The sequence below is a fragment of the Serratia sp. CY52157 genome (assembly GCF_052168495.1).
GTDB lineage: Bacteria > Pseudomonadota > Gammaproteobacteria > Enterobacterales > Enterobacteriaceae > Serratia > Serratia ureilytica.
Window position 1 is genome coordinate 215,486 of record NZ_JBJNMO010000003.1, and the last position, 25,265, is coordinate 240,750.

16 protein-coding genes, 1 tRNA gene and 1 pseudogene are annotated in these 25,265 nt (G+C 50.6%); 12 read left to right on the forward strand and 6 right to left on the reverse strand.

The window, feature by feature from the left end:
* Positions 1–251: 251 nt before the first annotated feature.
* A tRNA-Leu gene (locus ACJ8IP_RS14885) sits at positions 252–336 on the forward strand.
* Positions 337–500: 164 nt separating this feature from the next.
* Positions 501–1,763: a tyrosine-type recombinase/integrase gene (locus ACJ8IP_RS14890; RefSeq protein WP_135637739.1), complete on the forward strand. Its 1,263-nt coding sequence runs from the start codon at positions 501–503 to the stop codon at positions 1,761–1,763.
* Positions 1,764–1,826: 63 nt separating this feature from the next.
* Here the strand turns inward: ACJ8IP_RS14890 and ACJ8IP_RS14895 are convergent, their stop codons facing one another.
* The 3 genes from ACJ8IP_RS14895 to ACJ8IP_RS14905 form a co-directional block, all read right to left on the reverse strand.
* Complete coding sequence (locus tag ACJ8IP_RS14895) at positions 1,827–4,586, reverse strand: restriction endonuclease (RefSeq protein ID WP_135637740.1); 2,760 nt, start codon at positions 4,584–4,586, stop codon at positions 1,827–1,829.
* 560 nt (positions 4,587–5,146) lie between these two features.
* A complete protein-coding gene (locus ACJ8IP_RS14900) occupies positions 5,147–5,401 on the reverse strand; it encodes an ogr/Delta-like zinc finger family protein (protein WP_135637743.1) in 255 nt (84 codons plus the stop codon).
* On the reverse strand, positions 5,398–6,123 hold the full coding sequence (locus tag ACJ8IP_RS14905; protein WP_135637744.1) for an NAD-dependent aldehyde dehydrogenase: 726 nt from the start codon (positions 6,121–6,123) through the stop codon (positions 5,398–5,400). The genes ACJ8IP_RS14900 and ACJ8IP_RS14905 overlap by 4 nt, the downstream gene beginning before the upstream one ends.
* A gap of 542 nt (positions 6,124–6,665) precedes the next feature.
* Here ACJ8IP_RS14905 and ACJ8IP_RS14910 point away from each other — a divergent pair.
* The 6 genes from ACJ8IP_RS14910 to ACJ8IP_RS14935 are packed head-to-tail and all read left to right on the forward strand — an operon-like array spanning position 6,666 to position 10,673.
* The gene (locus tag ACJ8IP_RS14910; RefSeq protein ID WP_197780754.1) at positions 6,666–6,929 is read left to right on the forward strand and encodes a helix-turn-helix transcriptional regulator; all 264 of its coding nucleotides are present in this window, start codon (positions 6,666–6,668) and stop codon (positions 6,927–6,929) included.
* Positions 6,926–7,171 carry a hypothetical protein gene (locus ACJ8IP_RS14915; RefSeq protein ID WP_135637746.1) on the forward strand — a complete coding sequence of 82 codons (246 nt, stop codon included), beginning with the start codon at positions 6,926–6,928 and terminating at the stop codon, positions 7,169–7,171. The genes ACJ8IP_RS14910 and ACJ8IP_RS14915 overlap by 4 nt, the downstream gene beginning before the upstream one ends.
* A 5-nt stretch (positions 7,172–7,176) precedes the next feature.
* Positions 7,177–7,722, forward strand: coding sequence for a host cell division inhibitor Icd-like protein (locus ACJ8IP_RS14920; protein ID WP_135637747.1), 546 nt, complete (start codon positions 7,177–7,179; stop codon positions 7,720–7,722).
* On the forward strand, positions 7,719–7,982 hold the full coding sequence (locus ACJ8IP_RS14925; protein WP_015376559.1) for a hypothetical protein: 264 nt from the start codon (positions 7,719–7,721) through the stop codon (positions 7,980–7,982). The genes ACJ8IP_RS14920 and ACJ8IP_RS14925 overlap by 4 nt, the downstream gene beginning before the upstream one ends.
* Positions 7,979–8,314 carry a DUF5375 family protein gene (locus tag ACJ8IP_RS14930; RefSeq protein ID WP_135637748.1) on the forward strand — a complete coding sequence of 112 codons (336 nt, stop codon included), beginning with the start codon at positions 7,979–7,981 and terminating at the stop codon, positions 8,312–8,314. Before ACJ8IP_RS14925 ends, ACJ8IP_RS14930 begins: the two co-directional genes overlap by 4 nt.
* A 10-nt stretch (positions 8,315–8,324) precedes the next feature.
* Complete coding sequence (locus ACJ8IP_RS14935) at positions 8,325–10,673, forward strand: primase-helicase zinc-binding domain-containing protein (RefSeq protein WP_135637749.1); 2,349 nt, start codon at positions 8,325–8,327, stop codon at positions 10,671–10,673.
* A 481-nt stretch (positions 10,674–11,154) separates the two neighbouring features.
* On the opposite strand, the gene lpxP is transcribed toward ACJ8IP_RS14935, so the two are convergent.
* A complete protein-coding gene (gene lpxP, locus ACJ8IP_RS14940; RefSeq protein ID WP_135637750.1) occupies positions 11,155–12,063 on the reverse strand; it encodes a kdo(2)-lipid IV(A) palmitoleoyltransferase in 909 nt (302 codons plus the stop codon).
* Between the two features lie 357 nt (positions 12,064–12,420).
* Here lpxP and ACJ8IP_RS14945 point away from each other — a divergent pair, with 357 nt between their 5' ends.
* Positions 12,421–12,654 carry a hypothetical protein gene (locus ACJ8IP_RS14945; protein WP_016929262.1) on the forward strand — a complete coding sequence of 78 codons (234 nt, stop codon included), beginning with the start codon at positions 12,421–12,423 and terminating at the stop codon, positions 12,652–12,654.
* Between the two features lie 19 nt (positions 12,655–12,673).
* Here the strand turns inward: ACJ8IP_RS14945 and ACJ8IP_RS14950 are convergent, their stop codons facing one another.
* Both ACJ8IP_RS14950 and ACJ8IP_RS14955 read right to left on the reverse strand, forming a co-directional pair.
* Entirely contained in the window at positions 12,674–21,256 is an 8,583-nt protein-coding gene (locus ACJ8IP_RS14950; RefSeq protein WP_135637751.1) for a glycoside hydrolase family 94 protein, read from the reverse strand.
* Positions 21,257–21,411: 155 nt separating this feature from the next.
* Positions 21,412–21,576, reverse strand: coding sequence for a YnfU family zinc-binding protein (locus ACJ8IP_RS14955; protein ID WP_216606217.1), 165 nt, complete (start codon positions 21,574–21,576; stop codon positions 21,412–21,414).
* Positions 21,577–22,396: 820 nt separating this feature from the next.
* Here ACJ8IP_RS14955 and cspF point away from each other — a divergent pair.
* The 3 genes and pseudogenes from cspF to ACJ8IP_RS14970 all read left to right on the forward strand — a co-directional run bounded on the left by cspF (position 22,397) and on the right by ACJ8IP_RS14970 (position 25,037).
* On the forward strand, positions 22,397–22,609 hold the full coding sequence (gene cspF / locus ACJ8IP_RS14960; RefSeq protein ID WP_072022372.1) for a cold shock-like protein CspF: 213 nt from the start codon (positions 22,397–22,399) through the stop codon (positions 22,607–22,609).
* Between the two features lie 557 nt (positions 22,610–23,166).
* Positions 23,167–23,980: pseudogene (locus ACJ8IP_RS14965) on the forward strand (primase-like DNA-binding domain-containing protein); the annotation flags it as partial.
* An 829-nt stretch (positions 23,981–24,809) separates the two neighbouring features.
* Positions 24,810–25,037 (forward strand): hypothetical protein, encoded by a 228-nt coding sequence (locus tag ACJ8IP_RS14970; protein WP_241016028.1) that lies wholly within the window; start codon positions 24,810–24,812, stop codon positions 25,035–25,037.
* Positions 25,038–25,265: the final 228 nt, after the last annotated feature.

Below are 25,265 nucleotides of genomic sequence, written 5' to 3' on the forward strand. Positions count from 1 at the left end.
TTGTGCTGTGCAACGATGCTAGAACCTGGAATCGGATGGTATTGCGTGAGTGTGGCGCCTTATCCTGTATGCTCGTTGCAACAGCCTGCTCACCATTAACAGGGTTGTGAAGGGCGTGGAGCGAGAAGATGGGGCGGACAAACGCGCATGGCGGCGGTTTTTTCGACACTTAACTCATTGAACAACGGATAAGTGTTGCGTGCTGGTCGCGGGAAGGTATAATTCACCCGTTTTCCGCATACTACTTCAGTGCCGAAGTGGCGAAATCGGTAGACGCAGTTGATTCAAAATCAACCGTAGAGATACGTGCCGGTTCGAGTCCGGCCTTCGGCACCATTCCCCCTTCCGTAGTCGTCCGACGAAGTCCAAAAAATCCTTTAAAATCAATAAGAGTAGCCTTTTTGGCGTCCACCATTGTCCGAGGCCGTCCGTTGAAATCCAGGGGGCACTGGGGGCATAATTGGGGGCATCTCCACTTCGATAGAAAATGTGCCCCCAAAATGAAGCTAAACGCCCGCCAGGTCGAGACCGCAAAGCCTAAAGAGAAAACCTACAAAATGGCCGATGGCGGTGGTTTGTATCTCGAGGTTACGACGAAAGGTTCCAAGTATTGGCGAATGAAGTACCGCCGCCCTAACGATAAAAAAGAGGATCGACTTGCTTTCGGTGTTTGGCCGACGGTCAGTCTTGCCGAGGCACGTAGCAAAAGAGAAGAAGCCAAAAAGCTGTTGGTACAAGGATTGGATCCAAAAGCAGAAGAAAGGGAAGCTCAGGCTGAAACTGCGGGCGCATACACGTTCGAGACCATTGCCCGAGAATGGCATGCTAACAACAAACGCTGGAGTGAAGATCACCGAGCGAGAGTGCTTCGTTATTTGGAACTGTATATTTTCCCGCACATTGGTGCAGCTGATATTCGTGGCCTTAAAACCAGCCATCTCTTAGCACCGATTAAAGCTGTTGATGCAAGTGGTAAGCATGACGTAGCGCAGCGCTTACAGCAACGTGTTACGGCCATTATGCGTTATGCAGTTCAGAACGATTACATTGATTCAAATCCTGCCAGCGATATGGCCGGAGCATTGGCAACAACCAAAGCTCGGCATTATCCGGCATTGCCGCCTCATCGTTTCCCTGAGTTTCTCGCACGGCTTGCCGCTTATCGGGGACGTCTCATGACACGTATCGCCGTAGAGCTTTCTTTACTCACCTTTGTGCGTTCTAGTGAGCTGCGTTTCGCTCGCTGGGATGAGTTCGATTTTGATAAAGGTTGCTGGCGCATTCCGGCGCAGCGTGAAGAAATCAAAGGTGTACGCTACTCACACCGTGGCATGAAGATGAAAGAAGAGCATATCGTCCCGCTAAGCCGCCAAGCGTTGGTCTTGCTGGAGCGTTTGAAGTCTTTGAGCGGCGATAACAAGCGGTTGTTTCCCGGCGATCATGATCCCGATAAAGTTATGAGCGAAAATACGGTGAATAATGCGCTACGTGCAATGGGATACGACACTAAAACAGAAGTGTGTGGGCATGGTTTTAGGACAATGGCACGCGGTGCTTTAGGTGAGTCCGGATTGTGGAGCGATGATGCGATTGAGCGGCAGTTAAGCCATTCTGAGCGTAACAATGTGCGTGCTGCTTACATCCATACATCTGAGCATTTGGATGAGCGACGTTTGATGGTTCAGTGGTGGGCCGACTATTTGGACGAAAACAAAAGAACACCAATCACCCCTTTTGATTTTGCAAAAATTGTTAATAGATAATTTCATTTCTGCAGAAGCGCCGAAGAAGTGATTTTTCAGTCATTTCTTCGGCGTCTAATGCTGTTATTGTTTTTGTTTAGCTCTCTTACCTAGTGGATAAGGAATATCACTTTTATCACCCCGGGCTATGATCCAATTAGACCATTGTTTGAGGCTATTTCCACAACGTTTTAAGCTTGCATCGTTCCAGTTGACATCATATTCATTGGAAATATACTTTGCTAACATTATATTGCTTATTTCCGGCTCTTTTTTTATTTTTCCAATGCAGCTAATTAAACACTTCTCTTTACTAGCATGACTCCATATAGCTTCGAGTGGTGAGCTGTATTTTGAAATTAAATCTTTATTGACGTCAAACTGTTTTTTAGATATAGATATGAGCTTAAAACGGGTGAGAACAGTAAGAGCATTTTTGCACCCCTGCGATTGGATTTGATCGTGACTTGCTCCTTTTTGAATTAAATCTAAGCATTCGTGAACTAGTAATGGTGAAGCATTGGGCGCAAATACATCATTCTGATGGCCTTTATACCTTTTTTGCCAGGAGGCAACAGCCTGTTGTATTGCTCCTTTATCCTGAATAACATAGCTGTCTTTATGCTGAGATATATATCCTGTCATATGTAAATAACGAGAAAGTCTTCTTGCATAAACACCCCATGTCTGTTGGCTATGATGAGCTTTTGGCAGGCTTTCCTTTAATACTTCTATTAAAAGGTTCACGTCCACGGTTTTACCGAAGTATCGTTTATAAAGTGCTATTTTAAAGGAGTGTTTCCCAAGTCTCTCGCGAATTTTTTTGAGGAACTCATCGTCATTTTTTTCTGAGATACTACTGTTTAATTTGAAACTGGAACCGTTTCTTTCTGCTATGCTGAACATTACGAGATCTGCCCCGATATTCAGCATTGTTGTTTCTTTTATACCGGCTCTTACTGATATGTTATGTGAGTTTTCATAATGGTAGGGATCTAACTCATTTGCAATGTTTATTATGGTTTTGTAATCTGATGTTGGAACATAGTTATATGGGATAACAGGCAGTTTCTTTGTCACCAAATAATCCTTGAATATATCCCAGTATATATTCAATCTATCACCACTTTTAATTACCATTCTCTTGTTAACTAACTGACTTACATCACTTGCACTTGATAGCTCTATTATTTCACTCCAATCAGCCGGTGCCTTGCTGGCGATTAGGTCTAGACAGGTCTTTTCTGATGGAGTAAGTAAATCTAAATCATTTGTGAATAGCTTTTCAACGTCCAATTCTACGGATGTTACTTCGTTGTAGCCAGTTCGCTTTATATTTTCTCTGAGGTTTATGCACAGCTTCTTCAAAAGCCATGGAAAACCCTGGCAACTATACGTTATTTGGCTTCTAATCGCTGGGGTTAATTTATGGCTAAATTCTTTTTCAAAAGTAGTTATGGACTTAGATATCTCACCACTATCGAATAGACTTAGCTTAAACTCTTTTCTTAAATCAGATAGAGTGTGCCACATATGATATGCGGGATGGTCTTGTTGGGTTGTACTGTCCGTTTTCCAAGCAAACCCAAGAGTGAGGTTTCCTTTATAACCAGCCACTTCGAGCATTAAACTGTTGGCAGCCTTAAAAACATTAAATAACTCTGGTTTGGAATATAGCTCTTCAAACTGATCAAATATAATACATATTACCTTGTCTTGTTCTTTTATGCTTTCGAGGTATTCTGAGATTGATTCTGATGAGAAGTGGTTTATTGGATCGGTGAGAGATAAATTTACCTTCTTACCAAAACCATTTTCTTGTGCTTGCTTTAATGCTTGCAGTAGTGCAGATGTAATGTATGAGGGGGATTTCGCACCTCGAATATCAACAGCATAGACAAAGTATTTTTTATGATAGTGTTTGTTTTTAGATCTATCCCTAATTTTTGCAATTAGTGAGCTTTTTCCTAAGCCTGAGTTTCCTGTTATTGCAAATATCCGAGTGCTAGTTTTTCCATCTTTCACATTTGAAAGAAAACCGAGGATTTCTTTTTGCATGTCATCTCGGCCAACAAAGTCCTTTGGTCTAGCCGGCCGGTAATCATCCCAAGAGTCTCCGATTTGTACCTCTACTACATTTGTTATACCTTCAACCCTATCAGGAAGTATTGTGACTTCATTGTCCTTTTTGCCCACGGATAAATCATAATCAGTTATAGTAGCTTCAAGCTTTGATATGTTTTCTAGTGTTGAACTATCGCTAATTAATTTTCCTGATGAAGCGCTGAACAATAAAACCCCTTCTGGGGCCCCTCCGTTTAGAGTATATACCGCCCAAAAACGCCCGAACTTACTTATTAAAAGAGTCCAGCTACCTAAATTAACTTCATCTCCAAGAAACTCACTTGCTTTATCTATGGGAGGTGTCTTTATTATACCAGCAGCTGTTAGGGAGCTAATAACTCTTTCTGGAGTGTAGAAACTGAATTGTGATGATTTTTCTCTCGGCTTTTTAGCTATTAAATCGACGATGCCAAGTGCATCTTTACCGAATTCAGATGTTGAAATAATCCAACCCTCGGAATAGTCATGGAGATTAACCACTCCTATCAATTTATTAAGAATAGGGGCGCTGATTTTTTCTTTTTGGGCTTTGCATTCTACGTAAATTTCTTTTGAGTTTACTTTGTGTTTACATAATAAATCAAGTTCAGCACCTGTTACTCTTAATTCTTGTGCTACTTCATAATTTTGAGCGGAAAGTAGATCTTTAACCAGTTCCTCGAAAAGATCACCTTTTTGCTTTGTAGTGTCCGTGCTTTCTGTTGCAACCTCAATTTGCATAAACTTGTCCTGGAATGGTTTTTTGGTAAAGGGTTTGTCACAGTTGTATGTTTAATATACGTCTTTTGTTTTTGCACTCCAAGAATATTTTTTGATATCGCGCTAAGTACTATCTCTACTTCACCAGCAGGGCTCAAGATTTCGTTTGTTCAACAAGATCATGAGGGAGATAAAGCTGCCCTTCGTTCAAAATGCAAAATTCATTCATACGGCAAGCCTAACCTCACTTCGTGGTCTATAACTACGCGATTCAACCGTGTTCACAACTAGGATGTGTATGTTCAAAACTATAAGTTGCTCAAATCTTCCCGCGCGCAATACTTCCCCCGCCTCGCCTGCGCACTTCATGTGTCGCTTTTCATGCAGTTGCATGAACGGCCGCAGGCCGCGCCAGTACTGGTGCGGCAGGGGATGAAAAGTGCATTTTCTTGCATGCAAAATCATGCACCCTATGCATGCACGCGCAATTTGAGGCTGGCTAGCCAGGAAAAAGGCTGTTTTGGGCGAGGCGGAAGGGGAATGCCCCGCGGTGCTGGCGAGAGCGGCGGGGCGGAGTGTGATTAGTGCAGGGTAGGATTGCTGTTGTAACGGCGATAGCGGTTCAACGTCCGTTTCTCCTGCGGTGGCAGGGCGTTCTCATCGGCCGGTTGTGGCTGTATCGGCTGACACAGGATTTTATCGACGCTTTCCACCGTCTTGAATGTGCAAGAACAGGTCAGGCTCTGACATTGGTAATACGCCTCTTTTGTCCGCTCCGTGATATAGCGGCTGGTACGGGTATAGGACGCATGAGTGCACAGCGGGCAACGCATCATGATTGGGCTCCTTTTTCTTGCAGCCAACGACGTTTTTCCGCCAGTTCTCTTGCCCCTCGCATCTGGCGCATTGGGCATCTTTGTCGCTCCTGCAATACGCCGGTTTGTTCCGGTATCGTCAGACCAATCTCATTCAGCACCGGGTGGTCGATATTTTGCGTAGCCATGGCAACGTGAATACGGCCTTGTAGCGTTCCCAGTACCTGTTGCTCAATCATCCTCATCGGATTGTCCGCATAGACGCCGTAAGCCCGTGAAGCCAGTGCGCACGCCTTGATAACGTCAGGGCTGATTAGCGCCTTGCTCAGCGCATCCACTGCCTGATGCATCGCATGGGCCGCAAAGGTCGTGAGGGCGTCTTTGTGTGCGGCCACCACCTTCGGGGCCGTGCCGCCGCAGTTGAGGTGAAGCTGCATTTTGTCCAGATCCATCTCCTCAATCAGGCCGTCGAACTCTTTCGCCAGCTCCCGCTTGGAAATCCGGCTGTGGTGCTGCGCTTGCCGTTCCGGCGTCATTTCTCCGCGCAGTTTGCGAAACAGGGTGCGCCACTGGCTTTCAGCCTCCTGGCTTTGCACTTCGGTGTCTTTCTTCTGTTGGTGGCAACGGGCAATGCCGGTTACGACGTCGTTCAACGCCTGGTAGTTTTTGTCGTGGGCGGCGCGAGCGTCACGCAGGGCTTGCAGGTTATCGGTGATGTATTTCGGTAAGGCGGTGGTGCTCATGGTCGAGTCTCCGGTGTCAGTCAATGTGAAGCTATTCTGCTGACCGCCGTACAACATCGCCATTCATCCCGGTTGGACTGTTCCTAGGACAACAGCCCTGAGCACTGATGAGAAAACCATCAAGCCATTTTTAGTTTTACCTAAAACTATTCACTACTGTTCACCTAAAGAAAAAATATAGATAAATCAGCAAATAAGAGGGTGAACAGTTTTCTATAAACTCTTCACCCGGTGTTCACCACTGTTCACCCGGCCCAAAATGACCTTTTCCCTGGCTAGCGCTGTTTGGCGGTTTTTCCCTATTAATCAACCGCCCATTCATTGCTCAGGCTTTTCGGCAGGTTTGCCAACAACGGTCAATAAATGCCAATAAAGGCTAATATCGGCCAACGTTGTCCACTTGATTGAAAAGTAAACATAAAATCTGTTCCATCACACAACAATACCTTGTTGCCACCCCGGTAAATATTCACATAATAGGGCGCTACCGAAGTTCACACAGTCCCGGCCAGCGTTGGCCGGACACAAAGAGGTAGCGTTTTATGTTGACCGTTTCCACCCCCACCCCATCCACCCCGTCGCCGGTTATTCCTGGCAGTTACACCCCGCGCGAGCGCTTTATCCGCCTGCCGGAAGTGCTCTACACCACCGGTCTATCCCGCTCCACCGTGTACGAGATGATGAGCCGTAAGCAGTTCCCGGCCCAGGTCTCCCTCGGCGGTAAAAACGTCGCCTGGCTGGCCTCTGAGGTCGAGCAGTGGATGGACGAACGTATCGCCAACCGTCACCAGGGGGCCGCCGCATGATGCAGCTAACCTTTGGTCGCCAGCATTTCACCCTTGATGAGCGCGACGCGCTGTTTGTGGCGGAAGCTATTCTGTTGCAGCGTAAAGAGCCTGGCGTCGTCTTGCCGGAGCACCGCAGTGAAAAACATGGCGTTATCCGTCTGGCGAGTTGCCAGGCTGAACCGCGCCTGTTTCGTGCCGGGCCGGTGCCGCTGACCTGCGCGGCTGCCGATACCCGCAACGACCAACTGACCGACTGTTGATCACTATGCGATCAATTGAACGTCCGGGGGCGTCTTACGGCTTGCCCCCACGTCCGGCCCTGCGCTATAGTCCTCCCGCTGCCGCAAAATCGGCAGCCGGGCGTGGAAACCCGTGTAACTTACTGGCGACACAACACGCGCCATGCGTGTTTTTTTTCGTCGCAGCCTTTGTGCGCTCATTTTTTGCGCGGTGGATGTTATGCTACCGCAGCAGTCAATCAATGGTGGCTCAGGCGGGGCTGACTTCGGTCAGGCCGGTTTCCAGTAAGGCCGGTATTTCCACCCCCGTCTGGGCTACCACCCATAAGCGTGGAAACTTCGGTGGTAGCAATAACCAATACTTGCTGGAGGCTGCCACCATGGCTACGACCCTCACCCCGACTCATCCTACATTCTGCTTTCTGTTTGCGGCCGTGCGCCGCTCTGCGCTGACGGCTTCACCGCGTATCGTGCGCACCGTAGCGGATAGCGAACGCAATGCCCGCCGCCTGCTGGTCCGTGATTACGTGTTGTCCTTTGCCGGTCGTCTGCCGGTTAAGGCGGCAGCATGAACACCCTGGCCGACCGCTACTACCGCGATACTCATTACCCTATCCCGCATGCCGATTTTCTGCGTCTTCAGCATGCGCACGCCACCGGCGTGCTGTTCCTCGACCTGCTGGATACCCTCGACCTCGGCGGGCAGCGCCCCGACGCCGTCCAACAGGCGTCGTTTGCCTCGGTCATTGCCTTGCTGACCGACCAGCTCGGCCACGTCGTCAACACCTGTGAATCCCAAATCCTTGCCCGCATGGAGGCCACCGCCGCATGAACACTGCATCCTGCTTACCGATTGAAGTCCGTACCGCTGTTTTCCGCCGCGCCGTGGCGCAGGCCTATCTGGACACCTGCGCCTTTTACCGGGTGAACCTGGGGTACACGCTGGACGAGCTGCAGATGACGATTGCCCTGCGCCTGGAGGGGCACTTTGTGCGTCAGTACGGCACGGAGGACGGCATGGACATGGCGTGCACCATGCTGAGCGACATGGTGCAGCCGGACGTTCTGGTGGCCGCACCGCGCCTGACCGCGCTGGGGCAAAAGATGATGGACGAGCTGTGCTGCGACCGCCTGTCGGCATCGCAGAACGCCACCGTACACTGAGGAGAAGAGCATGAGCGCCCACTTCGTTTCCCAGACCGTACGCACTGCCACCGGCCAGTGGCCGGTGATACTCCCGGCCCTCGGTATTGCCTTGCAGTCGAACGGCAAGCCGCAGCCGTGCCCGACCTGCGGCGGCAAAGACCGCTTCCGCTTCGACAACCAGGACGGACGCGGCACCTGGTTCTGCAATCAGTGCGGGGCCGGTGACGGCCTCAACCTGGTGGAAAAAGCCCTGTCACTGTCTGCCCGAGCTGCTGCCGAACAGGTGGCTGCCGTGATGGGGAATAGCGCCAGCGCCTTGCCACCGGCCGCTGAGACCGGCCATGCCTCACAGAAGGGCGGCGGGCAAGACAAGGCCGAGGCCCAGCGCAAAGCCGCGCGACAGGCACGGGCTCTGGTGGCTGCCGCTCAATGCAAAAGCGGCAATGCCTATCTGAGCGCCAAAGGCTGGCCGGAGGCAGAAACCCTGACCCTGCACGGTCAGTCGCTGCGCGTCGGCGGTATCACCTTCCGGCCCGGCGACCTCTTGCTGCCGCTACATAATGCCGGGGGCGAGGTGGTTAACGTGCAGCTGATTAACGCCCACGGCGACAAACGCATGCTGGCAGGCGGGCAGGTGAAAGCCGCCTGCCACACCCTGAGCGGCCCAGACAACGCGGTTATCTGGCTCACTGAAGGCTACGCCACCGGCCTCACCGTGCACTGCCTGACCGGTGAGACGGTGTGCGTGGCGCTCAGCGCCAACAACCTGACGGCGGTGGCGGAGCAGCTACGCAGCCACTACCCAGATGCGCGGCTGCTGCTGGCGGCCGATAATGACCGCAGCGGCACCGGACAGACCCGCGCCGCCGAGGCGGCCACACTCACCGGCGGTGTCCCGGCGCTGCCGCCCTCGGAAGGAGACTGGAACGACGTTTATGGTCGGGAAGGGGCAGACGCTACGCGGGCGCAGCTCCAGGCGTTCAGCCAGCCGCCGCAGCCCAGCCCGTTCGACACGCTGAGCGATGCTGACCTCAAAGCCATGAGCGCCAGCGAGAAGGCAGAGCTGCTGGCCGAGCATTACGGCAACACCCTGGCGGTGCCGCCGGTGGGAGAGGAGCTGTGCCGCTATACGCGCGGCGCCTGGCAGGTGCTGCCGCACCGGCAACTGAGCCGGGAGATTGCCGCGCTGTTCCAGAAGATACGCGCGCCGTTCTCCGCCGCCGGTATCAACAGCATTTTGGATACCCTCAAGCTGATGGTGCCGCAGATGGGCGACCCGGTTCGCCGGTTGATAGGTTTTCGTAACGGGGTATTCGATACCGTCAGCGGCCAGTTCAGCGCTCACCGGCAAGAGCACTGGCTGCGCACCGTCAACAGCGTGGACTACACGCCGCCGCGTGCCGGGGAGAACCTGGCCGACCATGCACCGCACTTCTGGCAGTGGTTGACGCGGGCCGCCGGGGGGAGTCACGACAAGCAGGAACGTATTCTCGCGGCACTCTTTATGGTACTGGCCAACCGCTATGACTGGCAGCTGTTCCTCGAAGTGACCGGCCCCGGCGGCAGCGGCAAGAGCGTAATGGCGGCCATTGCCCGGCTGCTGGCCGGAGCCGATAACACCACTTCGGCCACCATCGACAACCTGGAGTCGGCGCGCGAGCGTGCCAGCGTGGTCGGTTACTCGCTGATACTCCTGCCTGACCAGGAGAAGTGGAGCGGTGACGGCGCGGGTATCAAGGCCATCACCGGCGGCGATGCCGTCGCCATCGACCCCAAATACCGCGACGCCTACGCGGCGCACATTCCGGCGGTGATTTTGGCGGTCAACAACAACCCGATGCAGTTCAGCGACCGCAGCGGCGGTATCTCGCGCCGCCGGGTTATTTTACCGTTTCCGGAGGCTATCGCCCCCGAAGAACGCGATCCGCTGCTGCTGGCGAAGATCACCGAAGAGCTGGCGGTCATTGTGCGTCATCTGATGCAACGCTTCGCCAACCCGAATGACGCCCGCGCACTGCTCCAGGCGCAACAGAGTTCGGCGGAAGCCCTGGAAATCAAACGGCATGCCGATCCGCTGGTCGATTTTTGTGGCTACCTGACGGTGCTCGGCACCCCGGAAGGGATGATGATCGGCAATGCCAACATCACCCCCCCGAACCCGCGCCGCTATCTGTACCACGCCTACCTGTCGTTTATGGCCGCACGGGGCTATCAGCACGTGATGAACCTGACGGCGTTTGGCCAGGCGGTGCCGCAAACGCTGAAAGAGTATGAGCATACGTTGCTGAAACGCCGCACCAAGCAGGGAATACAAACCAACCTGATATTGAGTGAGGAATGTGAGGCGGACTGGCTACCGAAGTGCGGCGCCGTGTGACGATGAGCGTGTCGATCGGCCGGGCCGATCAATCGGCCATTATTGATCTGCCGAATCCATTGGACGCTCAATCGCCGTGCCGCCTATAGTGCAGTGACCAGAATACATGAAGCAACACCAGGGCATCCTATCGGCCGCTGAATGGCCAATATCATAACGACATGCGCTCACCAAACCGGCTCAGGCCGGTTTTTTTGTGCCTGAATCTCAGCAGACTACAATTGGTATAAAAATTACTACCTATAAGTATATTAAAATAATAAACTGAATTTTAATTTATGGTGAGGATATTCCTTCCTAAAATAATTAGTGCTCATTGCCGATTTTAGTTAAATCAATACGCTTGCAAGGCATTAATTGCGTGTGAAATTAATCGCGGTAGTGATTTTTATATCTATTAGAGGCCACATAAGCAGAGTGTTTTGTAAACCTCGAAAATATAAGGCGATCTGATGCTATGCTGTGTGATTTAGCGGATGATTCATTTATAAACAGAAAGCTCTCCTTCAGGCCGAGTCTTAAATCTACGATGCATCCATAGATATTGTTCTGGGGCTCGGCAAATTTCCTTTTCGATAATTTTATTTATGTAGTTTGCTGCTATAATCTCATCACCTTTGGGATAATCTAAAAGCGGAGAACTGATAAACATACGATAGCCCTTTTTATTACTAAGTCGGATCATGCTCAAAGTAACCAAGTCCGCTCTTGCGAGTTTCGATAGAACAAAAGTTCCGTTCGTAGTGGCTGCATTTTTAACGCAGAAGAAAGGCGCAAAAACACTACCCTCAGGCCCATAATCCTGATCAGGTGCAAACCAAACAGCCTCGCCGGCTTTCAGTGCCCGGACAAACCCAAGTAGATTGCGTCGATTAATCATTGCTTTGTTTGAGCGCATTCGACCTTTAGTTTGTATCCATTCCATAAGCAGATTATTGTGTGGACGGTAAGTAGCCATCATTGGATGGCATACCCCCATAACTCTTCCGCATAATTCAAGGGACATGAAGTGAACGCCTAAAACCATCACGCCTCGGGTAGCTTTCGTTAGATTTTCAATACCTTCAACCTCAAACCATTTCCTCACCCTGGCATCACTCCAAAACCAAGCCATGCCAGTTTCCATCAACCCTAACCCCAAGGAAACAAAATTTTCTCTGACCATCTTATCCCGTGCTTTTGTTGTCATTTCCGGGAAACAGAGCTCTATATTTTTGTCGGCAATGCGCCCGCGTCTTTTAAGAAAAGGTCTAGATGACCTCCCCAGAGTAGAACCTAATAAATGCAGTACCGGATAGGGAAGTTGGACGATAATCCAGAGCAAACCTAGCCCAAACCAGGTAATCCAGTAACGGGGATGGAGTAAAGCCTTTGTAAAATGTTGTGACATGTTTTTCCTTAACTCGACCCGAAAATTAAATATATAGTTTGTAATGTATAAGTAAAGCTATGTCTTTAGCATTACATACTGCTTAGACAATGGTGTTGTGTTTAGATTCAAAATATAAATTAGTCGGCGCATAGTGGTTGCAATCATCCTTGTCATTATTCTTCTGGATGTTTCATTAGCCTGATTTCGTTTTTTACAACTCGAAATGCATTAATCATATTCATAAACTCAGCAGGGAGGCATTGGCTTTAACTATCTATATGGTATACCGTTTCTCTTTATTTTTGAGCTATGAGAGCAGAACCAAGCAACAAAGTAATATTTTGTGATATAATACCCTTCCATGAGAAATTTATAATGAAATCAGAAGACACCCTTGACTGGTACCCTGCACAGTTACCCCCAGTGAAAATTATCCTTGGTGAGGCGGTGCTGGCCGTGGGAAAACAAGGCAGGCCGATTAACACCCGAACGTTGCTTGAATACCTCCAGGTGATGCAACTCAAACAGAAAAGACGAGATGATAAAGTCGTAATGCAAACCGCAATCGAAGTTCTCAGGGACAATCAGCGCATTAACGGCAGGCTTTAATGCGCCTTTTAAGGCAGTATCAGTTTTGAATAATTTCAACCGTATGATTTTTCCCATCATCCCGCAAAGGAATGTTGTCGCCAGGCAGTACGATGCTATCCAGTGTGACACGATACTCTCCCTCTCCGCGTGAAACCATAATCTGATACTGGCTTTCACCATATTGATATGACATCGAAAAAGAGGACCACTCATCCGGCAATCTGGCATGGACAGTAAAGGTAGCACCGGAGCGTTTTATACCCAGTAATTCCTCGGTAAGTAAACGGTAGGCCCAGCCTGCGGAACCTGTATACCAGCTCCATCCCGCTCGTCCGGTATGGGGAGCGACACTATAGACATCAGCACTCATGACATAAGGCTCAGCTTTATAAATCCCAACCGAGTCTATATTAAGGGTATGATTTATCGGGTTGATCATTGACCAGAGTTGCCAGGCGCGTTCTGCATTTCCCATCCGTGCAAATGCCATAACGGCCCAGATGGCGCCATGTGTATACTGCCCCCCATTTTCCCGCACGCCGGGCAGATAACCCTGGATGTAACCCGGGTTAGGTCCATGACCATCGAATGGTGGTGTTAACAGCCTTATCAACCCGCCATCGTTATCTACCAGGTGCTTATCCAGCGCCTGCATGGCCTGTGCACATCGTCCCGCGCTGGCGGCCCCGGACAATACAGACCAGCTCTGCGCAATCGCATCTATCCGGCAGTCCTGCGAGGCTTTCGAGCCCAGGGGAGTACCATCGTCAAAATAACCGCGCCGGTACCATTCGCCATCCCAGGCGTGAGTTTCGAGATTGTTTTGCAGGTGCAAGGCCTGCGAACGACACATCGAGGCGACACTGTCATCCTGCTTGCGCTCTGCCAGTGCGGTAAACCGCTGCAAAATGTCATACAGGAAGAAACCCAGCCAGACGCTTTCACCACTGCCTTCGATACCAACCCGGTTCATCCCGTCATTCCAGTCACCTGACCCCATCAGCGGCAGACCATGCTCCCCGAAGCTCAGTCCATGTTGAATCGCTTTGACGCAGTGCAACCACAGTGTCTCTTCGGTGCCGCTGACTAGCGGCGTGTCATAGATAGACTCTTCACCGGGCTGGAGCAGGCGACCTTCCAGATACGGTATGCGCATCTCCAGCACATTCATATCCCCCGTCGTTTCCACATAGTGGCAAACGGCAAGCGGAAGCCACAGGTAGTCATCAGAACAGTGGGTACGAACCCCGCTGCCGTGTGGAGGGTGCCACCAGTGTTGCACATCTCCTTCGATAAATTGCCGTGATGCGCACAGTATTATCTGTTCGCGCATTCGATTCGGGGCTGCATGACTCAGTGCCAGCGTATCCTGCAACTGATCGCGAAAACCAAATGCGCCGCCGGACTGGTAGTAACCACTGCGAGCCATGAGGCGACAGGCTACGGTCTGGTATAACAGCCAGCCGTTGACCAGTAAATTCACAGATGTATCAGGCGTATTAACCACGATTTTATCGAGCACATGGCGCCAATAGTGGTGAACGCGGTTCAGCTCCAGGCGGGCCGCATCCTCATTGAGATAGCGAGTAAGTATCTCCTGAGCCTGGGCATGATTATCTGCCGCGCCAAGGACAAAAATAAACGTTCTCTGGTCTCCGTCAATAAATGTAGCCGCTGACTGGACGGCTCCACAGGGATCGAGGCCGGCGCCGGTTTTACCCGAGAGTCTGCGCAGTTTCATGGTGGATGGGCTGCGCAACGAACCATTACGGCCAATAAACTCCCGGCGATCTCCCATCAACGAACAATAATTACCGCTGACGGCAAAAAATGCAGTGCGCTCGCCACCGTTGTCACCATAAAAGTTATTTGCCATCACACCGCAACCGCCAGGGATACTGGCAGCATGTGTCACGATATGAGGAGCGGAGCGGATTCGTGACTCTCCGAGCGTCCACTCCACGTAGCCCGTGACGGACAGTTTACGAGTGCGTCCCGAATTGTTACTGAGCGTCAGGATTGCAAGTTTAACCGGGGCCTCTTCGGCAACAAATACCGTCAGCTCACTGTCTATACCACTCTCCCGATGGGTAAATACGCTGTAGCCAAAACCATGGCGTGTCAGGTAATCCCCTTGTCCGCGCGTAGGTAAAATCGTAGGTGACCAGCACTCACCACTCTCTTCATCACGCAGGTAATACGCCTCACCGCTACGATCGCTCACAGGATCGTTCTCCCACGGCGTTAACCTGAATTCATGGGCATTTTCATACCAGCTATAGGCCTGCCCCGCATCCGAAATCACACTGCCAAAACGGGCATTCGCCAGTACATTTGCCCAAGGGGCGGGTGTTGACTCATTTTCCCGGAGCACAATCTGATATTCCCGGCCGTCATGAGAAAATCCGCCGTACCCATTGAAATGGCGCAACTGGCTGGTATCGGGGGCCCAATCTGTATGTTGGTGACTCTCCGAAACAATATGCGGAATCAACAGTCTGGCCGGAGGTTTTGGGGTGTGAATACGCTGATTAAGCTGTTCATTAATTCCACCCGCACGGTCATCGAGATAAAGACAAGCCACGCTCATCAGCAGCAGCTTATCCTCAGTGGTGAGGTGCTCGCCATTACGAACAAAAAGGCCGCCCGTTTTATCCAGCAGACTGGCTTCTGACCCGGCATAAATTAAATCCATAATTTGATTTTGCAATCCCTGCTGGTATCCCCCTGGGCTGTTATTCAGGATCACCAAGTCCACCTCCAGCCCTTTCAGCCGCCAGTAGCGGTGTGCCTGAATCAGGGTGGTGACGGAGGCGACACCTTCCTCGCTGGAAATGCTGAGCAGCACTATCGGCAGATCACCTGAGATTGCCCAACCCCACAGGCCGGACTGACCACGCCGATTATGGCTGATGGTCTGGCCCTCGGCACGCAACTCCTGACTGGGATAAAGTACTGCGCTGGCAAGACGATTAAACAAGGTGGCATCATCTTCACTGGCGTTTATCTGACGTAATGCCACCAGACTATGCGACCACGCCAGTTCAAACACGCGGTCAGCGATAGGATAGTCGCGATATTTTTCGAGCAACGCTAGGCTTTGCTGGCGGCTTTCACTAATGCCATAAACGATATCAATCGTGACCGGTTGCCCAGGCTGCAGGATGATGGCATGACGTATCGCCAGTATAGGATCCAACACTGAGCCCGATGTATTGCTGAGCGATCCGCCTTCCTCGATTGCCCGAGCATCAGCTGGGCTTCTGCCACGTCCAATGAACTCTGCCCTGTCTGTTTCAAACGAGACGCTCTTATGATGAGCTCCATGCACCACCATCATGTGAAACAGGCAAGGGCTCGACTCATCCGGCGAGCGCGGGCGCCGGTGGCAGAGGATAGCGTCACGTTCAGGATCAAGCTCGGTCTGGATAAACAAATTGCTGAACGCTGGATGTGCCAGATCGCTGGCATCAGACGCCAGTACCACTTCGGCGTAGGTTGTCAGTTCCAGAGAGCGCGGCTGGCGGCCACGGTGCACCAGGGTGATACGTCGCAGTTCAATATCATCCTCGGGTGAAACAACAACCTGGGTTTTGACGCTGAGCGTCCCGAAGGTGCGCCTGAATTCCGCCCCCGCATCGGTAAATATCACTTCTTCGTCGAGCCCGATAGCGTTGCCTGCCGGTTGCCAGGTATTGCTCCATATCTCACCCGTCTGCATATCGCGGATATAGCAGAACGTTCCCCAGTTATCCCGGGTGGTATCACTTCGCCAGCGGGTTAGGGCAATATTATTCCAGCGACTGTAGCCTCCCCCGCCAGCCGTCAACATCAGATGATAATGGCTGTTGGACAACAGCTGAATTTCCGGAACCGGTGTGTCCACCCCGTTGAAAATACGAGGTTCATAGCGTACGGGTTTGACCCTCCCTTCATGAGATTCAAAATGACGGCGCGGGCTGTAGAGATCGACCGCATCCGGCACGCGCTCCTGTAACAATAAACTCGCTGACTGGAAGAGCGTGCTGGACATAAATCGCTCAGTCATGGGGGCGTCAAGCAGCACGTGGGCGAGCGCCTGAAATGCCATGCCTTGATGATGTGCCATCCAGGATTGCACTACCGCATACAGTTGACCGGTTGCGAGGCGTGAAGGGGTATAATCCAGCGCTTCATAGAAGCCATACTCACCCTGTGCGCCATTTTTTTGCAGTCGGAACAGGTTTTCACACGCTTTTTGCGGTGAGACCATCAGCGCCAGCAGGGTGGCGTAAGGGGCAACCACCATATCATCGGCAAGTCCCCGACGCAGACCGAGCCCTGGCACGCCAAATGCCTGATACTGATAATTTTGCTGAACATCAAAAGCATGATAGCCAGACTCTGATACCCCCCAAGGCACCCCACGCTCTTTACCCCAGTGTATCTGGCGCATCACCGCCGACTGGCTCATTTCATCAAGCAGACTGCCTGGCCACATGGGCATCACCAGATTAGGCATCAGGTATTCAAACATCGAACCGCTCCATGACATCAGGGCAGTTTCATTGTCTATGGTGGTGAACAACCTTCCCAGCGCGTACCAGCTTTTGAGTGGCAACTGATTCGCCGCAATGGCGAGGAAACTGGTCAGTCGGATTTCAGATGGGAAAAGATCGTAATGGCTTTTGTCTGACGTATTCGTGTCACAGTTGTAACCGACACTGAGCAGACTGGTTGCCTCACTGTACAGAAAGGCGAAATCCATCCGAGCATGGTCATTCAGCCGTTGTTCAAGCTCGGCGATAATTTTCAGCCGCATTTGAGCTTGCGCCGTCACGGACGCCGGAGGCGTTCCTTCACCGGTAAATGTCGCACGGGCCAACCAGTTCAGCGTCGGCAGCGTCTGTTTGTTCCAGGACGCTGGCAACCAGTCGAGTAGTAGCGACCATTCATGGCCAAGTTGCACCAGCTGATTTTCCAGATGTTTTGTCCAGCGTACCTGAAGGGGGGAGTCTTGATGACATTGCGTTGTCAGATGGTTGCACTGAGTGCGCATTTTTTTCAGTTCGCTGAAAAGCGCTGGCGGAGACAGTGGCACCGCACTTTGGCAGTGTTTGCGCAGTAGCCGCAAAGCGGTAGGCGCGCTTGAGCCCCAATGTTTCTCTAGAATATCCAGCGTATCGTTCAGCCCGGCCAGCATCTGTTCGATGTTTAAAACAGGCTGATGGCGCATGGCAGATAGCCCTTCACGCAATGTCAGTAAATGACCCGCCATATTGCCACTGTCGACACTTGAAACGTAGCGTGGGCTGAGTGGTGCCAGCGTACGGGTGTCATACCAGTTATAGAGATGTCCTCGGTAGTGTTCCATTTTGTCCAGCGTATCAAGCGTTAGCGACACGCGCTGCAATACCTCCCCGCCGGAAAGATAACCAAAGTCCCAGGCCGTCAGATTGGCCAGCAAGGAAAGGCCAATATTGGTAGGAGAAGTACGGTGAGCCACTGTCGGTTGCGGTATTTCCTGATAGTTGTCAGGCGGAAGCCAGTTCTCTTGCGCTGTGGCAAAGGTCTCAAAAAATGCCCAGATTTCACGGCTTGTCTGGCGTAGCAGCTGTTTTTGCTCTTGGTTCGGCGAAAAGGCCTTACGAACGGGTTGGCGGCTCAACCCTTTCATCAGCAGGGGGGCCAGGCACCATAACACACTGACCGGCAAAGCGATCGCCAGTAGCTGCGGCGCAATATGTACGGTCAGAATGGTGAGTGCCACTCCGCCAACGACGTTCAGCCACATAGCCTGGTAGAAACGGCCAACCGAAGTTCTGGCCTGATTGTCGTCAGGGCGATGGCTGACCCACTGGCTGAGATTGCGCTGGCTCACGCCCAGACGCCATAGCGTCACGATAATCGCATACAATGAATATCCGGCTTCGTGCGGCAGTATCGCAAAATTAAGCCCGATGCCTGACAGACGCTTCAGCGCCCCTGAAGCTACCAGCAACAAATGCGGTTTCAGGTGGCGGCGAAGGGGCTTATGCAGCAGGTCATAGAGGATGCTCAGCATTGCAGGTAACAGCCATATCAGCGCCAGCATGCCAAGCCAATAAACCGGATTAGGCACCCAAAGCAGTGTCAAGAACAGCAATATCAGTAAAGAGGGGGCGACGAGACTACGGCGCAAATTATCAAACAGTTTCCAGTAAGATAGTGCGGATAGAGGATTCTTATCCCGGCTTCCATCCGCTTTTCTGACGCGTAGTTTCAACCAGTTCAGCAGTTGCCAGTCACCCCGGATCCAGCGTGAGCGGCGTGCAACATCCGAAAGGTAATTATTGGGGTACTGTTCGTAGAGTAAAACTTCACTCAGCAGCCCCGAACGCGCGTAGCACCCTTCCAGTAAATCATGGCTGAGAACCAGATTTTCAGGACAAACGTTGGCCGTAGCTTGAACAAAGGTATCGACATCATAAATCCCCTTGCCCACGAACGATCCTTCCCCAAAGAGATCCTGGTAGATATCGGAAGACATCATGGAATAGGGGTTATTGCCAGGTGCGCTGCTGCGCATGGCCGCGTATCGCCCCTGGCCATTATGCGGCATCGCCTCCGCCAGTCCGGGCTGTAGAATGCCGAATCCTTTGACCACCCTCTGGCGTACCGGATCATACTCTGGCTTATTCAGCGGATGCGCCATCGTCGCGACCAGCTTGTGTACCGTATCGCGTGGCAGCACCGTGTCGCTGTCCAGCGTAATGACATATTTTATATAGCCCGGTAAAAGATGAGCTGGCATGTCTGCAACGCTGACAAATTGCGCCGCAGGATGGCGCAGCCAGTCGTTCAACAACGCCAGTTTGCCCCGCTTGCGTTCATAACCCATCCAGGTCCGCTGAGAAGGGTTCCATTCAGGCTGCCGGTGCAGCAGATAAAAACGAGGGTGTCGGGATGGATAGCGGCGGTTAAGCGCCTGCATATCGGCGATCGCCTGTCTGAGGAGGGCTCTGTCTGCAGACGCTTGTTTATTTTCTGCATCGGCAAAATCGGTGAGCAGAGCGAAACAGATGTTTTCGTTTTGATTCCCCAGCCAACATACTTCAAGACTGGTGAGAAGTTTGCTGAAGCTTTCGTGACTTGTCAGCATGCAAGGGATGACGATCATGGCTGCACTATCTACGGGAATACCGGCTGAAAAATCCATCCTCGGTAATGGGCGGGGGATTCGAAAACGAGTGGTGGCATCGCTGAGCAGATCACTTGCTAATTGGCTAACAGCAATGACAAGAGGCAATGCCACAACGATCGGCAGCCAATAAGTTCCTTGCTGCGCAGTTTCATGCAATACCCCGGCCACCGTTGCTGTGGTCAACAAACTCAGACTGCCAAGCCATGACAGCAGGGATATTCTGTTGAAACTGTGCCGCAGGCGTATAAACGTTGAGGTGTCAGCCAGCAGATGAATTTCCAACTCCTCTCGACCTTCGCCTACCAGATAATAGCCAATGTGGGACTTCGATGTGTCGGGAGCGTTCTCCCTGGTAAGAGCCAGTAACCGGCTGGCTACCTCAGGCTCACTGAGGCCGCTATCTCTGGCCAGAATCTCAATGACGTGGCGGTAATGATCCCGAGTATCAAAGTGCATTTGGGTATAGATACCGGCAGGATCACGGCGTAATACCTGTTCAACGGTGCTTATCGCCTCAGCGAAATCAGCCCAGTTCGTTTCGCTCAGTAAACGCAACCCAGCGATGCTATTACTGACTGAAAGCTGACTGGCAGCGAGCTGTTGATTGAAGCGATGAATCAGTGCCTCGGTTGTGACCCCCTGTTCCGCCAGGCACTGGTCAACCCAGGTCAGAGGCAACGACACAGCATTGCCATGCCCCTGCAGACGCCGTATTAACTCCGCGACAAATGCACTGCTCAACGGAGGACGTGAGCGCGCCATATCGGCGACTACCATGATTAAGTCAGCGGGAGCATTCTCTGCACATTCGAAAATTCTTGTTATCCACGCATCTGCCAGGTTTCGTTCCCGCTGAGCCTTTACGACTTCCATGCTGATGCGGCGAAGATTTTCAATCAGAGCCAGGCGCAGCATGCCCGGTAGGGCCCAAATTTCGCCCAACGTCAGTGGGGTGACCTGTTGATAGGCAGTGATATAGCTGGTCAGGCTGGCAGTGTCCCAGCGGCCATCGCCGTGCGCAATGGCTTCTGATGCAATATCATAAATTCGCGGACAATTCTGAGGCGATATCAGGGATGGGAGACCTTTGCCGAAGCTTTTCGGCAAGTGTTGGCGAACGATGCGAATTTGCTCCTCAATAAGGTAGTAATTATCCAACAACCACTCCCCGGCAGGCATAATGCTCGCTTTTATACCTGAGTTAAGCTCGTAGCAGTTCTGCGTGATAGCGGCCTCATTGTTGCCGAGCCTTTTGAGAAGGTAGTAGGGAAGCTTATCTGGAGATAATTTATGGGCACGTGCCAACTTTTGGCCGTAACGTTCCATCTGAGATGTTGAAAACAACTCTGATCGTACCGCCCCCTCACCTGCAGGATCGTTAGCGGCAAGCGGCGATCGTTCGGTTTTTTTTGCCAGAATTCGGGAGTGGCTAAACCATGCCCTGGGGTTCATTTTCATAGAGTTGCTCAGTTGCGACGTTAATGCGCAGGAGCAGTTGCGAAATCAGTTCAGAAGCGTTCTCTCAGGATGGATGTAAGCCATCCGGGATTTAACAGCTGCTTGAATATGTCTTAGGTGTACTCACAAAATTTAGCATCACCATGTATCAGAGTTTAGCGTGACTTGACAAATAGCGCTTTACATTCAGGGCAAAGCATTGCTTGTTTCAGTCGAAGCTTGCTAACCGCCTGAGATGACTTGAATCCACAAACAGGGCAAATTACAGCAGATCTAGATATGCCGCCGATGTACTTCATTGCGTAATCGATAAAAGACATATGGATTAACCTTTCAATGAATGAGATTTATCATATCATTGATGGTCGTTTTTTGTACTGTTAATGTTTTGCTTTTATTATAGTGCATAATTATCATATGCTTATGCTAAGCATTAGCCCGAAATTATAAAATATACGATGTCAATCAAGTCAGGTTGCAAGAAAAAATTGTATTTTACTGATTTTTACTTCCTTGAACGTTTTACAGCAACTTTTCAGCAGCAGCAAAAATCTCGTCGGATGTTAAATCACGATCAGAGGCGACATGAACAATTGTGTGGTCACCTGTCCGAGAGGCTAATCCCGCCGTCATTATAGGTAATTGTACTCTCTCTCCATTCGGATAAGAGCGTGAAATTGTTTTTACGCCGTCCTGAAGCTCAGTGATACAAGATGGCGCAGAATTAAAAAAATAATGACTTTTATCATGGTGTTACCTTATTGATGGATGCGTATTTGTTACAAAATATTTAGTGGGGAATTAATCGTCCAAAAACAAAAGATATAGCCTTCAACACAAAAGCTATTTCAATGTGATGCATATTATTAAATTCCTACTTGGGTGTGAGAAGTCAGAATAGTGCACTAATCAAAGAAAGGTAGATTGAAAACATTAGCTATAGGGGCTGAATATATGACTCATTTAAACCGACATTTTCTGCGGTTTATTTTTAATAACTTAGTCTTACACCCTTATTAAAGAGATAGCAATGTTTATTTTTAGCCGTCTAAAAGACCAGGATGAATGTGTAAGATTGAGATGGATTTTTTATTCATTTAATGTATACTCAAGGCTGTTTTCATCTTATAAGGTTGTTCTTTGTTCCAAAAAATGACAGGCATCATCAAAATATTTGATAATAAAACAGGTAAAGGATTAATTATTCCCTCTGATGGAAGAAAAGACGTACGAGTACACATTTCAGCATTATCATCACGTGAAACTCAAACAATCACCCCTGGAATTCGAGTGGAATTTAGAAGAGTGAATGGGCTTAATGGGCCTACGGCAGCAAATGTCTATCTTTCCTAACATCATTAGAATTATCTTTATTAACAGTAACATGATTAAAAATCCACATCCAATGCTTGATTAATAATTAAGGCTATAGAGAGATTCACTCCACCTTATTAATTTTCAGGCTAACATGAGTTAAGGTGGTTAATAAAAATAATTTGCTCATCATCCGTCCACCCTCCCTCGAAATATTTGTCTCAAGAGTGATTTAGAGTGCTATGGGACCTCCTGGTAGACGTGCCACAGTTGGCTGTATGGGGAAAATGCGGATTGACGATCGATGCGACTGCGAGCAGTCGGAGACATTGAACCGCGCCATATCTGATTGATAGAAGGCAAAGCAACCAAACGCGCCACTGTTGAAATAGTCAGCGTAGTTCTGAATATTAACAACTACGACAAAAACGATACCAGTCAGGCCCTGTCTATAAGACTTTGGCATTAATCGGTGCATTGGTAGGAAAAGGGCTATGCACTAAACATATGGTGCCTGATATATCCCTACTACCACAACTATTGGGCCTGTGAGGCTGCCGCGCTGTGACAGGAGTTGATAGAATCTTAACGTCGTAGGTATCAACAGCATGAGCGTGATGGCGACTATCGCCCGGTGGCTGGCCAGTGCCGTTAATAACCCCGCCGCCACTATCGACAAACTGGAGTCGGCGCGCAAATGTGCCTAGGTCGTCGGTTACTCGCTGATTATCCTGCCCGACTAGGAAAAGTGGAGTGGTGACGAGGCGGGTATCAAGGCCATCACCGGCGGCGATGCGGTCGTCATCGATCCGAAATACCGCGACGCCTACGCGGCCTACATCCCTGCAGTTATACTGGCGGTGAATAACAACCCGATGCAGTTCAGCGAGCGCAGCGGCGGCATCTCGCGCCGCCGGGTGATCCTGACGTTCCCAGAGGCTATCGCCTCTGAAGAGCGTGACCCGCTGCTAGCGAAGATCACCGAAAAGCTGGCGGTCATCGTGCGTCACCTGATGCAACGCTTTGCCAACCCGAACGAGGCCCGCGCACTGCTCCAGGCGCAGCAGATCTCGGCAGAAACCCTGGAAATCAAACGGCATGCCGATCCGCTTATTGATTTTGTGGTTACCTGACGGTGCTGGGCACCCCGGAAGGGGGATGATCGGTAATGCCAACATCACCCCGCCGAATCCGCGCCACTACCTGTACCACGCCTACCTGTCGTTTATGGCCGCAAGAGGCTATCAGCACGTGATGAACCTGACGGCGTTCGGCCAGGCCGTGCCGCAGACGTTGAAAAAGTATGAGCATACGCTGCTGAAACGCCGCACCAAGTAGAGAATACAAACCAACCTGATATTGAGTGAGGAGTGTGAAGCGGACTGGCTGCCGAAGTGCGGGGCGGTGTGACGATGAGTGGGTCGATCGGCCGGGCCGATCAATAGGCCATTATTGATCTGCCGAACCCATTGGACGCTCAATCGCCGCGACGCCTATAGTGGCAGTGATCCAAACACACGCAGCAACACCAGGGCATCCTATCGGCCGCTGAACGGCCAATATCACAACGACAAGCGCTCCCCAAACCGGCTCAGGCCGGTTTTTTTGTGCCTGCGATTTAGACTGTTCACCCTATAGGTGAACAGGGGTGTACACTGAGAAGGCAGCCATACACCCATCAATGCATTGAAATAAAAGGATAAAATGAAAGGGTGTATAGGGTGAACAGTTTTTCTATAAATCTTTTTTTTTGGCTGTAAGTCCAAGAAATGAATGCTGCGATCAGAAAAGGGCGACGGTAAATTTATGCGTAACAATATTTTGGGTTTGGGTTCGTGACACGGAACCTAACCGAGTTCTTTGTATGGTTGAATTTTATGCTGTTGTCAGAGCGATAGTCTAATCTTCCAGCGTTTCACGAAATTTATACTGGGGGCACAAAAGGGGGCATGATCTTAATTATCTTTTAATAATTCTATATTTTTCAATGCATTGATTATTGATTTGAGTCCGGCCTTCGCACCATTAAGTACTGCGCGAACAAGAAGCCACCGAAAGGTGGTTTTTTTGTGTCTGGAATTTGCCCGCCATCACTACCTGCCTATTTTCACTCTGTATTGACGCATTTCTCATCCCCGTAAAAACCAGATCTTCCTGATGCTTTCCTAAGGCCTATCTAATTGACCTGAAAGGCTAAAATGGCGTTTCATTGAACTCTTTCGGATCAAGGAGTTCCAGGATGGAGCCACAACAGGAAGGGACCACGCGGGCGTTAACGCCGGGCGAAGTCAATCTGGCGCGTTCGGTGTTTGGCAGCACCATTTTCTATCAGAGCGTGTTGGTTCACTGCGACAGCTACCTGCTGTTTGGGTTGCAGAATCAGTACACGGCGATGAGCCCGAATGGGGAGTTGTACTTTCGCAGAGCTTTATACCGACCTGATTTTACGGTGCATCATTTGGCATAGCACCTGTTTATCCACGAAATGGCACATGTTTGGCTGCAACAAAGAGGCATGTGGGTGCGTACCCGTGGGCTTCTCAGTTGGGCTGTGATCAATATCGGTTCGATCGTTTGCTGTTGCGTGAGTATAGTATGGAACAGCAAGCATCGATAATTGCAGACTATTTCTATCTCAAGAAGTTTGGCGTTAGCGATTTTATCGGTTTATGCGGTAGGAATTACTCAGGGATAG

What these genes read in the sequence shown, in the direction of transcription:
- ACJ8IP_RS14910 (WP_197780754.1), top strand. Translation starts at nt 6,666, where the DNA reads ATGTTGACCGTTTCCACCCCCACCCCATCCACCCCGTCGCCGGTTATT.
- ACJ8IP_RS14895 (WP_135637740.1), bottom strand. Translation starts at nt 4,586, where the DNA reads ATGCAAATTGAGGTTGCAACAGAAAGCACGGACACTACAAAGCAAAAA.
- ACJ8IP_RS14915 (WP_135637746.1), top strand. Translation starts at nt 6,926, where the DNA reads ATGATGCAGCTAACCTTTGGTCGCCAGCATTTCACCCTTGATGAGCGC.
- ACJ8IP_RS14905 (WP_135637744.1), bottom strand. Translation starts at nt 6,123, where the DNA reads ATGAGCACCACCGCCTTACCGAAATACATCACCGATAACCTGCAAGCC.
- ACJ8IP_RS14900 (WP_135637743.1), bottom strand. Translation starts at nt 5,401, where the DNA reads ATGATGCGTTGCCCGCTGTGCACTCATGCGTCCTATACCCGTACCAGC.
- ACJ8IP_RS14955 (WP_216606217.1), bottom strand. Translation starts at nt 21,576, where the DNA reads ATGTCTTTTATCGATTACGCAATGAAGTACATCGGCGGCATATCTAGA.
- ACJ8IP_RS14950 (WP_135637751.1), bottom strand. Translation starts at nt 21,256, where the DNA reads ATGAAAATGAACCCCAGGGCATGGTTTAGCCACTCCCGAATTCTGGCA.
- ACJ8IP_RS14970 (WP_241016028.1), top strand. Translation starts at nt 24,810, where the DNA reads ATGGAGCCACAACAGGAAGGGACCACGCGGGCGTTAACGCCGGGCGAA.
- ACJ8IP_RS14925 (WP_015376559.1), top strand. Translation starts at nt 7,719, where the DNA reads ATGAACACCCTGGCCGACCGCTACTACCGCGATACTCATTACCCTATC.
- ACJ8IP_RS14930 (WP_135637748.1), top strand. Translation starts at nt 7,979, where the DNA reads ATGAACACTGCATCCTGCTTACCGATTGAAGTCCGTACCGCTGTTTTC.
- ACJ8IP_RS14890 (WP_135637739.1), top strand. Translation starts at nt 501, where the DNA reads ATGAAGCTAAACGCCCGCCAGGTCGAGACCGCAAAGCCTAAAGAGAAA.
- ACJ8IP_RS14935 (WP_135637749.1), top strand. Translation starts at nt 8,325, where the DNA reads ATGAGCGCCCACTTCGTTTCCCAGACCGTACGCACTGCCACCGGCCAG.
- ACJ8IP_RS14920 (WP_135637747.1), top strand. Translation starts at nt 7,177, where the DNA reads ATGCGATCAATTGAACGTCCGGGGGCGTCTTACGGCTTGCCCCCACGT.
- ACJ8IP_RS14945 (WP_016929262.1), top strand. Translation starts at nt 12,421, where the DNA reads ATGAAATCAGAAGACACCCTTGACTGGTACCCTGCACAGTTACCCCCA.
- lpxP (WP_135637750.1), bottom strand. Translation starts at nt 12,063, where the DNA reads ATGTCACAACATTTTACAAAGGCTTTACTCCATCCCCGTTACTGGATT.